The organism is Fibrobacter sp., from assembly GCF_017545445.1.
Taxonomy (GTDB): Bacteria; Fibrobacterota; Fibrobacteria; order Fibrobacterales; family Fibrobacteraceae; genus Fibrobacter.
The window spans coordinates 1-12,117 of record NZ_JAFWOM010000127.1; the positions used below are offsets into that span (position 1 = coordinate 1).

At 41.5% G+C, this 12,117-nt stretch carries 12 protein-coding genes; 2 read left to right on the plus strand and 10 right to left on the minus strand.

The window, feature by feature from the left end:
* The 10 genes from IKG78_RS13830 to IKG78_RS13875 form a co-directional block, all read right to left on the minus strand.
* On the minus strand, positions 1-1,068 hold a 1,068-nt coding region (locus tag IKG78_RS13830; protein ID WP_290944495.1), incomplete at its 3' end, for an AAA family ATPase.
* Between the two features lie 302 nt (positions 1,069-1,370).
* Complete coding sequence (locus tag IKG78_RS13835) at positions 1,371-1,562, minus strand: hypothetical protein (RefSeq protein ID WP_290944497.1); 192 nt, start codon at positions 1,560-1,562, stop codon at positions 1,371-1,373.
* Between the two features lie 20 nt (positions 1,563-1,582).
* A complete protein-coding gene (locus tag IKG78_RS13840; RefSeq protein WP_290944499.1) occupies positions 1,583-2,776 on the minus strand; it encodes an RHS repeat-associated core domain-containing protein in 1,194 nt (397 codons plus the stop codon).
* Positions 2,777-2,905: 129 nt separating this feature from the next.
* The gene (locus IKG78_RS13845) at positions 2,906-4,495 is read right to left on the minus strand and encodes a hypothetical protein (RefSeq protein WP_290944501.1); all 1,590 of its coding nucleotides are present in this window, start codon (positions 4,493-4,495) and stop codon (positions 2,906-2,908) included.
* A gap of 181 nt (positions 4,496-4,676) precedes the next feature.
* Positions 4,677-5,864, minus strand: a complete 1,188-nt coding sequence (locus tag IKG78_RS13850; protein WP_290944503.1) for a DUF4143 domain-containing protein — start codon at positions 5,862-5,864, stop codon at positions 4,677-4,679.
* On the minus strand, positions 5,833-6,015 hold the full coding sequence (locus IKG78_RS13855; protein WP_290944505.1) for a hypothetical protein: 183 nt from the start codon (positions 6,013-6,015) through the stop codon (positions 5,833-5,835). Before IKG78_RS13855 ends, IKG78_RS13850 begins: the two co-directional genes overlap by 32 nt.
* Before the next feature lie 210 nt (positions 6,016-6,225).
* Positions 6,226-7,098 carry a hypothetical protein gene (locus IKG78_RS13860; RefSeq protein ID WP_290944507.1) on the minus strand — a complete coding sequence of 291 codons (873 nt, stop codon included), beginning with the start codon at positions 7,096-7,098 and terminating at the stop codon, positions 6,226-6,228.
* Positions 7,040-7,372, minus strand: a complete 333-nt coding sequence (locus IKG78_RS13865) for a hypothetical protein (RefSeq protein WP_290944509.1) — start codon at positions 7,370-7,372, stop codon at positions 7,040-7,042. The genes IKG78_RS13860 and IKG78_RS13865 overlap by 59 nt, the downstream gene beginning before the upstream one ends.
* Positions 7,373-7,396: 24 nt before the next feature.
* The gene (locus IKG78_RS13870; protein ID WP_290944511.1) at positions 7,397-8,395 is read right to left on the minus strand and encodes a hypothetical protein; all 999 of its coding nucleotides are present in this window, start codon (positions 8,393-8,395) and stop codon (positions 7,397-7,399) included.
* Between the two features lies 1 nt (position 8,396).
* The gene (locus IKG78_RS13875; RefSeq protein ID WP_290944513.1) at positions 8,397-10,367 is read right to left on the minus strand and encodes an RHS repeat-associated core domain-containing protein; all 1,971 of its coding nucleotides are present in this window, start codon (positions 10,365-10,367) and stop codon (positions 8,397-8,399) included.
* A 14-nt stretch (positions 10,368-10,381) separates the two neighbouring features.
* Between IKG78_RS13875 and IKG78_RS13880 the strand changes: the two genes are divergently transcribed.
* Together IKG78_RS13880 and IKG78_RS13885 are read left to right on the plus strand one after the other, a co-directional pair.
* The gene (locus IKG78_RS13880) at positions 10,382-10,630 is read left to right on the plus strand and encodes a hypothetical protein (protein WP_290944516.1); all 249 of its coding nucleotides are present in this window, start codon (positions 10,382-10,384) and stop codon (positions 10,628-10,630) included.
* Between the two features lie 60 nt (positions 10,631-10,690).
* A partial coding sequence (locus IKG78_RS13885) for a CarD family transcriptional regulator (protein ID WP_366075492.1) occupies positions 10,691-12,117 on the plus strand: 1,427 nt, incomplete at its 3' end.

Here is a 12,117-nt window from a genome sequence, read left to right on the forward strand (position 1 = left end):
ACCCAAGTGAATCAGGTAGGTGAACACATCGTGTTTGCTGTGAAAGTCAGTCATGGTGTTCAGGTAGCTGGACACCTTCACGCCCACACGCCCACCACCAATCATCACCTTCACGTCCTGCAAAATACCCTCGAAATCCATCAGGATGTAATTCTTGAGGGCTTCGTAAGACCCTGTCTGAGTCCAGTAGCTCTTTATCCGGCCATTATCAATGGCTTCCACGATGGAATTCGGGCTGTAGATTTCAATACCGTTCAGATTGTAGCCGTCGTACCAACGCTTGCATTCTTCAAAATCTAGCCCGCTTTCCTGACAGAGTGCTTGCACCTCTTCCGCAGTGAAACCGACAAATTCGGATAGTCGGCTTGCACCCGCCATGGTGTATTCGCGGAAAACGTTCAACTTTGACTGGACCTTGTCGCGGACGACGGGCAAAATACCCGTGAGGTAAGCGAGCGCAATGGCCGGCGCAAGGTTATCGTTTTTGAACATGGCATTCAAGAAATTCACGTAAGATTTGAAAACCTGTTCCGAAACCCGTTCGCGAATAAGCACGTCATATTCATCCAAAATGACTACGAACTGTTCGCCTGTCTTGGCGTATATTTTGAGAAGAGCATCAGCAATACTATCGTCCTCGGTGATGCCGCAATTAGGGAATGCCGGAATGAGTTCGTTTACCACGGCTCCGTTGAAAACCGGCGTTATGTCCCTTGTTTTGCGATCAACCTTCTCTTCCTGTTCTTTCTTTGACAGGTTCGAATAGAACGCATTTACATCAAGCTTGATGACATTCAGCGTGTTCAGGTATTTCTCGAAGCTGGGATCTTTCGCAATCTTCAAATTTGCGAACAGCTCGCGGCTGTCACAACCCTTGCTGAAGTAGGCACTGAGCATATTACCCGCCATAGTCTTTCCGAAACGGCGCGAACGTGAAACGCACACGAAGCATTTTTCCGTGTTGACCAAACGATTAATCTCTGCAATAAGCATGGACTTGTCCACATAAATGGACGAGTTCAGACTCCTTTGGAAATTCGCATTATTCGGATTGACGTAAAGTCCCATATTTTGAATATATAAAAAGGGCTAGGTGATGTCAATTGAAGCTTTCGGATTAGGAGGTCTTGACTCGCATAATCCCTTTATATAGATTCTTGGTACAGTATAAGAATATCCCAGTCGGTGTACGTTTCGACAATTCGAAATTCAAACGTAAGAGCGAAACTTCATAAACAATGGGAAGCCATAGACAAAATTATCAATAAAGAAACAATGCGATTTTTTCAGACACTTGGAATAGTTTGGTTATAGACAAGTCAGAATTGGAGGCTAATTACTCTCGGCGCTTAAAAATCATTTTTTTCAAATCACTTTTTACCTGGCCTATAAAAAATATATGACAAGCCAACTAATATAAGAATAAAACAAGGGACACCGAATAGAAGACCTTCTTTAGACAATGGTGTTTTGGGGGTATTACCAATTCCATATTGATTGCAAAAAGCTATAACACCTACAATAAATGCAGAAAGAAGAAACCGACATAAAAAAGATTTCATAAAGCACTCCTATTTATCAATTACTTATCTTCAATGTAATGGTATACATCTGTAACTATATTATCAATTGTTTTTAAAATTCCACTACCAACCTCGTTAATAATAGATCCAGCCCTTTCGGCTCGGCCATAAACAGGCCCGGCTCCAGAAATAAGCCCACCCACGAAATCCATAGTTCCATAAAAACTTATAGGCCCAACATCCCAACGTTTACTTGTGAAAGGTATAGAGAATTGATAAACTTTACTTGTTGCCGTCATCATCGTTCCAATGACACATTGAGGACAACTCATAAATTCTTGGGCTAACCCAACAGCCTTAGAAAAACCGACAGCAAACATCGCACTTCCTGCAACAAACATTTCACTAGCTTTGGCTGATCCAGCCGCAATAATTTCAGGCCCCGCAGTAACAGCAGCCGCTATAGATAACGCTCCTATATCAAATGCGGCACTTGCAATCATCAAGTCTAGCCCAATATCCAAAGAGCTTTCAAATATGGCTTGCTGTGTAGGTTCAATAATATTCGTCATTGCTATTGAAGATCCAATATCAACTTCATTTCCATCCGGATCAATCACATTCACCGGATTATACCCATTCCCTGCATACAGATACGGGCTTGCAAACTGTCTTGCGGGGTCAACAGAAGTCCACAATCCAAGCATCGGGTCTAAATATCTAGCACCGAAGTAGTCGAGCGCGATTTCATCGTCATGTTCCTTGCCTGTGAAATTTTCGGTGACCTTGCCGGTTGCCGGTGGCGTCAATTCGACCATTTCACCGAAGGAGCGGTAGTCGTACGCCGCGATTTTCTCGCCGACATCGGCTTCACTCGGATTTGTCGAAGCTACAGTTCCGTACACGAGCATTGTGCTTCCAAGGTGGTTCTTCAAGTACCATTCGAATTTTTGCGAGGCGTTGGCTTCTGCAGATTGAACAGCATCCTCGATTCCGTATCGTCCGAGGCCATTCGGCATGTTGACGACAACCTTAGTCTCGGCGTTCGCTCCCGTGAAGCTTTCACGGATTTCAGTGCCGATGCTGGTGTAATGCGTCACAAGTTCCTTTTCCCAGTCCTGCGAACCTGCGTTCTTGACCCAGCGGGTCTTCGAAATCCTTCTGCCCGACCCGTCGTACGCCATCGTGAGTCTGAACAAACTATTGCCAGAACTACCCGTAGGTTGTTGCAGTTGTTTAAATTCGATTGGCATACCTCTCCAATCATACAAAATTTTCATTCCCTTGGACTCAAAAGAAATTTTTTTATAGTGAAAATGGTTGTGAATCGGGGACTGCTAAAGATGGCATCATGCGTTGTTTTGTCGATGGTTTAATCGCGTTTATTCGAATTTCGTTGTTATATCCAGCGTATCGCCACGACCGTACTGGTCTTTATAGACAAGTTTCCATTTAATGGTTGAGTCCTTGTAAGATTGAAGCGATTTGTTAAAAAGTTGATAGTTGTAAACACGGGCTTTTTCGGGCAATTCTTCAAAAATGATGTCGCGGTATTGTTTGTAGGGGACGGGACGATTAGACACACTCCGATATTCTAGGGTGCACAATTTTTTCTTTTTAGAAATCTCTTTAACGACTGCTTTCGGAAAGTCTCTTCGCCATTTGAAATCTTTAGGTAGCCCGATGGGTTCTATACTGTAATTGGATTTGAACGTTAGCAATGCAGAACAGGATGTGCTTGGCAAAACAGAAAAGACTTTTGCCACGGAGTCGCGATTGAATTCGGGAATTTCTGCTGTAGGAATGTAGTTTGTGATAGCTTCTTTTCCAAAGTTTAGATTTTTGTAAGTAGTATTTGCAGAATGGTTTTTGTGGTACGGGACACATTGTTCCCACATGGTGGCTGATACTCTACGAACGCATGAAAAACGATCACCGAAAATTTTACAATCTGAAGGATGCCAAATGGTGGTATCTCCTCTAAAATCAAGAATACGGTAAAAGAGGGTGTCTTTTGTTGGAGGTTTTTCATATACAGAATCGTAGCATTTTGAGGGAATGTTTTTTTGATTTGCTTCGAATTTTGTTGTGATATCTAGTGTGTCGCCACGACCGTATTGGTCTTTATAGACAAGTTTCCACGAAAAAGTAGTGTCCTTGTACTGGAGCGAGTAATTAAGTAGTTTGTATTCGTAGATTTCCTCTTTCTGGGGTAAATAACGAATTTCAACATCTCGTTCTTGTCTTGACCAATCAAAATGTCTAAGAGTTGTATGTATAGGAATATGTTCTTTCGGTGATTTCGTGAATTTTGATTTTGATAACATATCTGTTAAAGAGCTGCATATATTTTGTCCTGCCGTATTTTTGTGAATATTTATTTCATATGCATTTTGATTTTTCCATTTAAAATCATCAGGAAGTCCAATAGCTTCGATTTTATAATTTGAACTGAATGTCAAAAGTTTGGAACACGGTCCTCCAGATATATAAGAAAAAAACTTTGCGACGTTGTTTCGATCGAATGCTGGAATATCTGCTATAGGAATGTAATTGACGATGGCGTTTTTACCGAAATTTAAGTCTTTGTAAATGACTTTTTTACCAAAATTTAAATTTTGATAAATGTCTTTTTCTTGAGGCTTTTCATTGGGCTTTTGCGTTTGGTATCCAAGCAATTCAAGCAATTTTTTCCCGTGATCTATGATCTCTACTTTTTTGCATGAAAATGAAGAATCGCGGATAACGCAGTCGGCAGAATCCCAAACGGTGGTATCACCATTAAACTCTAAAATTCGGTACATGGTCTTGATTTTGGGGGCTGTGCTGTCAGAGGTGCTTGCTGTATTATTGGAAACGCTAGCTATATTTTTATCGTGAACGACTTGCACGTTATCGTTTTTAAAAACGAAGAACAACGAGATGATGGTTAAACAAACCAGCCCGAAAATGACAATAAACTTCTTTTTCATTCCAAAACTCAATCGTTAATAATCACAACTGCAAAATACAAAAAATGGAGAATTGGGGAGGATAAAATTTTTTGTACATTTCCTTTATTTGTGCACTTCAACAACTTTCCATTCGCCGATGGCAGACCTCTCCAATCATAGAAAATTTTCATAGATCCGATATTACAGCGACATAGCCTAGTTATTCAAGGAACATGGTCATGTAGTAAGGCAACGTCACTACTTTCCCGACAACGCCTAAATTGTTTTCAGAAAGCTTGTAGCAAACGTTTACTTCGTAATTTTCGTTTTGCAGGACAGTCTTTGCAGACTTGGCCTGCCCCGAAGTCGCCTTGACTTCAATTAACGCGGTTTCACCAGCGATGGTTTCGACAAAATCTATTTCAAGGCCAGAATCCTTGCGGAAGTAGTATAGGTTTCGTCCTTGTTTCGAGAAACAATCGGCGACAATGTTTTCGTAAATAGCGCCCTTGTAAAATCCTAAGTCTCCGCTAAGAATTTTGGCCGCGCATCCTTTTTCGAGCATCGCGACGAACAACCCGGAATCCTGTACATAGATCTTGAATGCATTTTCAATCTTGTAACCATCCAGTGGAGTTGAAATATTCGTGAGATTGTGGCATAGATTGATAATGCCGCAATCGTAAAGCCATTGGATTGCGTTCTGGTATGCTTCGGAACGGCCCTTCTTTTTCAGCGCGGAATAAACAAATTTTTTGTTTTCTTTGGCGAGTTGCGCCGGAATGGAATCGAATACGCGGTTGATTCTACCTAGAAGCGTTCTGTCAACTTCTTCATTTTCATCTTCGTCGAGGTGCTTGCCAAAATCGTCCTTGTATTCTTCGAGAATATCCTGCTGTTCTTGCCAAACAACGTTCATGTCGTTTGTCTCGACAAAGCGTGAAACAATGTATGGGAGACCTCCCACGCAGAGGTATTCCCTAAAATAGCGCAACATGGCGTTATGAGTGGCTTCGCTAACAGATTTTTTGTTTCTGAAACATTCTTTTAGATAATCAATGACTTTTTCGTCAATGCCCTTTGCCCACAGAAATTCCTCGAAATCCATGGGCTTCATGTAAACAATTCTCTCGAAACCTGTCGGGACGCCCTTGCCCTTTTTTTTGTTATACCCCTTTATTCCCAGGAGCGAACCCGTGCAGATAACATCGTATCGGCCATCTTCCATGAATGGCTTAATGCTTGCGCGAGCATTTGCACATTCTTGAATCTCGTCAAAGATGATAACAGTTTTTTTCGGTTCGAAGCGAGCATCGGGAAGTAGGGCAGACAAGTCGATTGTCATGCGGTTGACATTGAAATCGCCGTCGAAAATTCTACGGGCGCTGTCGTTTTCCTTGAAGTTCACATAGACTACATGCTTTGTAGTGACTCCTGGCGAATTCAAGCACACTGAACGTCTTGCCGATTTGGCACATTCCCTTGACGACGAGAGCCTTTTTCTTGCCCCCGCCATTCATCCATTTTTCGAATTCTTTCAGAATTTTCCGCTTGAACATACTCTAAATATACACTTTTCCAAGGGATAAATCAATGTACAAATACACTTTTTAGACCCACTTTTTTGAATTAAAGCACACTTTTTCAAGGGAAATTTGAAGAAAAAGGTTTTTTTACAAAATTTTCAGGCATTTGGACTTGCAGATACTACCGCAAGCAACCGCATTCCCTTGACAGCGTCCTTTATTTTTCGTGGGGATTTACAATCGCTATAGATTCCCAATGAACCAATCTAATTCATGTTTCAATAGAGGTAAACTTTCAATGGTGACGTTCCTCTTTAAAGATTCATCAATAAGGCCACGTTCCGACTCTATGTAATAAATTTTATCTCTTGAATATATATAACCAAGTAGCGATTTCTTATCAAGCAAGCCAATTAACTCTTTAAAACCAGCCCTCTCTATAGACTTACAAACGTTTGTCGAAAAGTATTCCCTATTCCAGTCTATGTGATTAGAATAAAGATCAACAGAGGAATTTTTTGACCTCGTATAAAGTGCATAGGCAGAATCACGATTCAATGATATTACACCATTTTTTCGATCCTGTGGATTAGATGGAGTGAATACGATGCAATCAAACCATTCTGACACAGTTGTATCATAAGGATTCCCATTGTATTCAAAATTAAGAAACATCAAATATTCTTTTACCGAAGGAAATGAATGAAAAATTGCAGAATCCAACACGTAATTGGAATGCAACTTTTCATTTAAGAACCATCGTCCTGCGTTACGCACAAGAAAAGCTTTATGATTAACAATATTCTCTACACTCTTTTTTGAAAAAACAAAAGAATTATCCCCAAAATACGCATCTATGTTTAACAAAGCGCTGGTTGATACCCCATTTGATTCACTGAGAATAGAATCAAACAAAATATTCATTTCTCTCGCATCTAATTTGTCCAACTCATCGGTAACGTCTCCATCATTTGCTCCCGTATACGCCTTGTAAACAGAATTGATTTTTTGATTCCAGTCTCTATTGGCATCTTTCTCACATCCATTAAGCAAAATGCTAATTACCAGCAGGTTCAAAAGACTCAAATTGCATATCGATTTCATCTTCGTATCCATTTGAAAGATCCTCCGCTTTCATCATCTCAACAGCATCTTTGAATTTTTCATAATTAGATTGATCCATCATTCCACATCCATGAGACGCTCCTCGTTTATGAAGCTGTATATACGTTCTTTTCTTTCCAGTATCATCCTCTACTGTTGGTGTATTTGTATCAGGATCTAGAGCCTCAACTCTGAATCCCATACTTCCGTACTTCATCAGGAGTCTGAACAAAGTATCGCTAGAACTTCCCGTAGGTTGCTGCGTTTGTGTGAATTCGATTGGCATATACATTCATAATGATTTCTCATATTATTTACCATAATAATCTTTATCTGCAGGTGCGATTTCACAAGAGATAAAGGGATACTTAGTTTTAGATACATGAAATGGATAAAATTTCAAAGCTAGATTTTCATCAAAACAAGGAATTTCAAGAATGATTTTTTTCCCAATATGTTTTTTGTTTAAATTATATTTTTTTTCATTTGAATTCATAAAGCAACCAAGAGAAGACCATTCAATTGTTATCCGTTGCTTGTGTTTTTCACGTAATTTTGTGACTTTAGATTTATCTATTTCAAATGAATACATTGGAATTTGGATAATTTCTTGTATACTATCATAAATAGATTGTGCTGGCGGTGCAATTTTCAAAGTCGTAGTATCATTCTTTATTTCTATATCATAAGAATTTAGGATTTGATTAACGATACACGATTTTGTTGTTTCTAATTCAACATAAAGTCCTTCTGTTAAAAAATCTATGATTTCGCCGTCACAAGTTCCTATTTTATAAGACTTTTCAATCGTTTTCTTTTCGGCAATTCGTTTTAAAGAATCCAATTGATTGCCAATTTCATAATCATATTCATGAGACCAATAAAAATCTAATTCACTGGCGGATGGAAATATATTTTCGTATTTTTTTATATGACAAACATTTTTAAATTTGTAATCTATAATATTATGTTCACTCAAAGCCAACATCCACATTTCTTGTAAACATGAATCAGGATCCTTTTTTATTCTATCTACAGCTTTTTGAGAAACTCCAAAAATAGAATCGGGAATTGTCGCATATAAATAAACATCCATCCAAAGATGTTCTTCTTTTTTTATCATGGAATCCAAAAGGCAATTTATCCTTTCTTTAGAAATGTCCGCAAAAAGCTCTATAGGATCCCATACATCAGTATTACAATTAGGTGTAGCAATACATTTATAGCGAATGTAAAGAGAATCAAGCTCTTTATCCCAAGCGCAGTTAAATTCATTAGATTCTTTTGATGAACATGATAAAAGAATCAAACTAATGAACGTCAGGACCAGGGACATCTTTTGGTGTAAAGGCGGGATCAAATTTTTCTGTATCAACAAAAATGTCATCATCAAACCCATTATCAAGATCCTCTTTTTGCATTGTTTCTATAATTTCTTGAAAACGATCACGTCCTTTTTTTCCATCAGGCAATAAAGAACAACCTTCTGAACAGCCTGGTCCTAAATGGATTTGGACGTAAGATCTTTTTTGCTTTTGGTCATCTAAAATGGTACGAGATAAAGTTTTAGGATCTCGTAATTCTATTCTATAGCCATTGGGAGCATTAAATAACGGCCATCCACGAAAAGATCCATTTGCAATAAAAGGTCCATTTCCTGCAAAAGCATCTCTTGTAACCTCTATAATAGCATCGCTCCCCGAATTATTTCCAATATACATGTTGTATCTAGGAACACGCCGTCTATATTTTCCTAATTCGGGTTTTGCTTTAATCTGATAACTCTTATATTTGTAAACAAATCCATAAGAACCACTTTTTTCATTGGATAACAGAATATTTACTGAATTTCCATCCGGATCCACCCCATTCACGGGATTCACGCCATTCCCTGCATATAGATACGGGCTTGAGAATTGTCTCTTCGGGTCCACAGAAGTCCACATTCCCAGCATCGGGTCAAGATATCTCGCACCAAAATAGTCGAGCGATATTTCATCGTCATGCTCTTTTCCTGTGAAATTCTCCGTGACCTTTCCGGTCGGCGGTGGCAACAGTTCGACCATCTCGCCGAATGCGCGGTAGTCGTAGGCGGCAAGCGGCGTGCCGATATCGGAGTGCGCGGGGTTCGCATCGGCCTGCGTGCCATACACGAGCATCGTACTTCCGAGGTGGTTCTTCAGGTACCATTCGAATTTCGTGTTCGGGATGTAGCCTACGCCGGAGCCCATGTCGGGATTTTCAGCGTCCTCTATTCCATAGCGTCCGAGGCCCTGCGGCATGTTCACGACGACTTTCGTCTGTTTTGCCGGTCCGGCGTAGTTCTCGCGGATTTCCGTTCCGATGCCGGTGTAATGCGTCACCTGTTTTTTCTGCCAGTTTTCAGCACCAACCGCCTTACGCCAGACAGTCTTGGAGACGCAGCGACCAGAGCCGTCGTACTTCATCTCGAGTTTGTACAGTTCATTGTCCGTACTCCCCTGAGGCATTGCAGTCTGCTTAAATTCAACCGGCATACCTCTCCAATCATACAAAATTTTCAGGCCTTTGGATTTGTCTTCCGTTAAATTGCCCTCGGAATCATAGATGAAGTTATCCGGGTTAGACATTGTACGATTGGATGCGGAGATTCCTCCCATGTTGTCGGCAACGGATTTTAAGCGATTCTTTTCACTTTCGTAAAAATACTCACCACCGGATTTTTCAACCTCATATTTGCCATTTTTTAATTGAGCACGATGCTGCGCGGTAATTCGTCCCTGAGCATCATATTCGAACATTTCATCAAATACATCTTGTTTCGAGTCATCGACGCTTGTCAAGCGATTCAATTCGTCATAGAGATACAATACATCACGCGATTGGCCGTATTGATCGTTCCCATGAGCCATCTGATGCACCATGCGGCTAATATTGCCGTTATACTGAGGCTTGTCGCTATCTTCATAATGGAGTGTTTCGGAATAAAGCTCTTTACCATCAACAGACTTAACAGTCGCTGTTTTAACCGCTCCACTAATATGATAAGTATAAGAGAGCTTAAGAGCATTTCCCATGGTAATATTTTTCACGCTACCCGTCGGATAATACTCGTAATGAGCAAGAACAGCCTGTGAACCATTACCATTCTTTGTGTATATATCGCTTATGCGTCCAAGACGGTCATAAGTATAGTTTTCCGTTATACTACGTATACGTCCAGAAGTAGTCATCCCATAGGGGTATTTAGTAGATGCAAGAACCTTGCCACCGAGATCATATTCGGTTTCTACAGCCATCATTCTCAAGTCTACTTATGCCAAAGCCGAAAGTTGCTCCGATAAAGGTGGCAAAACCTAAGGAGCCTATATCACCCAAAGAACATCCGCCAATTACTCTGGATGCAATTTTGCCGGGGAATAACCCTGTAGCTATTCTCAAATTCCATGGCGAGTCCGCTGTTGTTAGCGTCGGTCAAAAAATTTGGGACGTGACTGTAATTGTAATAAAGAATGACCGTGTAATTTTACGTGATGAAATAGGAAAGTTTGAATTGAAATATTAAGGCGAAAACTTGCGTTTTCGTTTTTGGTAACATTTAGAGATTTTTTCTACATTTCCCTCTATGCTTACCATTTCGGAATTCCTTCAAGAAAATTCGTTCCCTGCGATTTCGCTTTTTGAAAATGCTGATAACGAGGCCATTCACGTCAATGGCGCGTCGGTTCCGCTTGCTTCGATGATGGTCGCGAACCGCTTCTTGAAAAGCCCGCAGAACATTCTGGTGATTGCGAAGGATTACCGCAGTGCCGAAGTCTGGGTCGAGAATCTCGAAAGCATGGTGGGCGAGGAGTTTGTTCGTTTTTTCCCATCGCTCGGCTTGAAACCTTACGAAATCAAGGTGCCGTTCGAGGGCGTGCTTGAAGAACGTCTGAAATTCTTCCGCGATGTTTCGCATACCGAAAAGCCTTTCGTTGTTGTTTGTCCGCTCGATGCGTTCTTGATGAAACTCCCGGAACCGGGCGAAATCATGCGTCAGGTGCGTACGCTCCGCGTTGGCGACCAGCTGGAGCCTTCGTCTTTACGCCCGTGGTTTCTTGATCACGGTTTTACGGAACAGCCGATGGTGAGCGGCGTGGGCGAGTTTTCGATTCGCGGTTGCATTGTCGATGTGAACTGCTTGCTTTATCCGCACCCGATTCGTATTGAATTTTACGGCGACGAGATTGAATCTATCCGAGCATTCGATATTTTCTCGCAGCGTTCGCTGGAGCAGATGACGCACATCGAGTTCTTCCCGATGGGGGAATTTACGGTGCCGGAATCGGTGATGGCGGGTGAGGAATGTTCTGCAGAATCGCTTTGGTGGCATCGCCCGCATCACCAGCGTTTGGTGGCAAGTCTCTTGGATTACATGCCGCGTGCATCGCTTGTCTTTGAAGAACTTTCGTTGCTTTCGGAAACTGCTTCGAAGATGTATGGCGCATTCCGCGGTGCTTACGACGAAGCCCGTGTGACGGATCCGGGAATGGCTCCGCCGAACGAACTGTGGTTCAAAATAGGTGAACTTTCGCGTTTGTTCGTAGGTCGTGCGTCGCTCGATATGACGCGAGTCAAAGTCGATGATGGCAATTGGCACGAAATGCATATGCGTGCTCAGGACTTTACGTCGAATGGTACGGACGCGGTTGCCAAAGAAATTGAAGAATTTTATGATAAGGGCGGCCGCGTTTATGTGATGGCGCAGACGCTTGGCGGTGTGAACCGCTTGCGTGAAATTTTTGACGGTCTGCCGGTCGAAGATTATTTTATCGGCAACTTGAGTGAAGGCTTTTGGCACGAAGACGATAATGTCGCGTTCCTCACGGAATCAAGAATTTTAAACCGCCATGCAAACAAGGCTCGTAAGCACAAGATTGCAGGCTCGGTGACGAATGCGTTGATGGTGGAATCGCTGAATCGCGGTGACCTTGTTGCGCACGAAGACCACGGTATTGGCCGCTACTTGGGCCTTGTCCGCGTGGAAGTCAATGGCGGTATGGTCGATTGCGC

Excerpts from the sequence above, each read along its gene's own strand:
- IKG78_RS13835 (WP_290944497.1), bottom strand. The coding sequence starts at position 1,562 with ATGAAATCTTTTTTATGTCGGTTTCTTCTTTCTGCATTTATTGTAGGT.
- IKG78_RS13840 (WP_290944499.1), bottom strand. The coding sequence starts at position 2,776 with ATGCCAATCGAATTTAAACAACTGCAACAACCTACGGGTAGTTCTGGC.
- IKG78_RS13845 (WP_290944501.1), bottom strand. The coding sequence starts at position 4,495 with ATGAAAAAGAAGTTTATTGTCATTTTCGGGCTGGTTTGTTTAACCATC.
- IKG78_RS13855 (WP_290944505.1), bottom strand. The coding sequence starts at position 6,015 with ATGTTCAAGCGGAAAATTCTGAAAGAATTCGAAAAATGGATGAATGGC.
- IKG78_RS13860 (WP_290944507.1), bottom strand. The coding sequence starts at position 7,098 with ATGGATACGAAGATGAAATCGATATGCAATTTGAGTCTTTTGAACCTG.
- IKG78_RS13865 (WP_290944509.1), bottom strand. The coding sequence starts at position 7,372 with ATGCCAATCGAATTCACACAAACGCAGCAACCTACGGGAAGTTCTAGC.
- IKG78_RS13875 (WP_290944513.1), bottom strand. The coding sequence starts at position 10,367 with ATGATGGCTGTAGAAACCGAATATGATCTCGGTGGCAAGGTTCTTGCA.
- IKG78_RS13880 (WP_290944516.1), top strand. The coding sequence starts at position 10,382 with ATGCCAAAGCCGAAAGTTGCTCCGATAAAGGTGGCAAAACCTAAGGAG.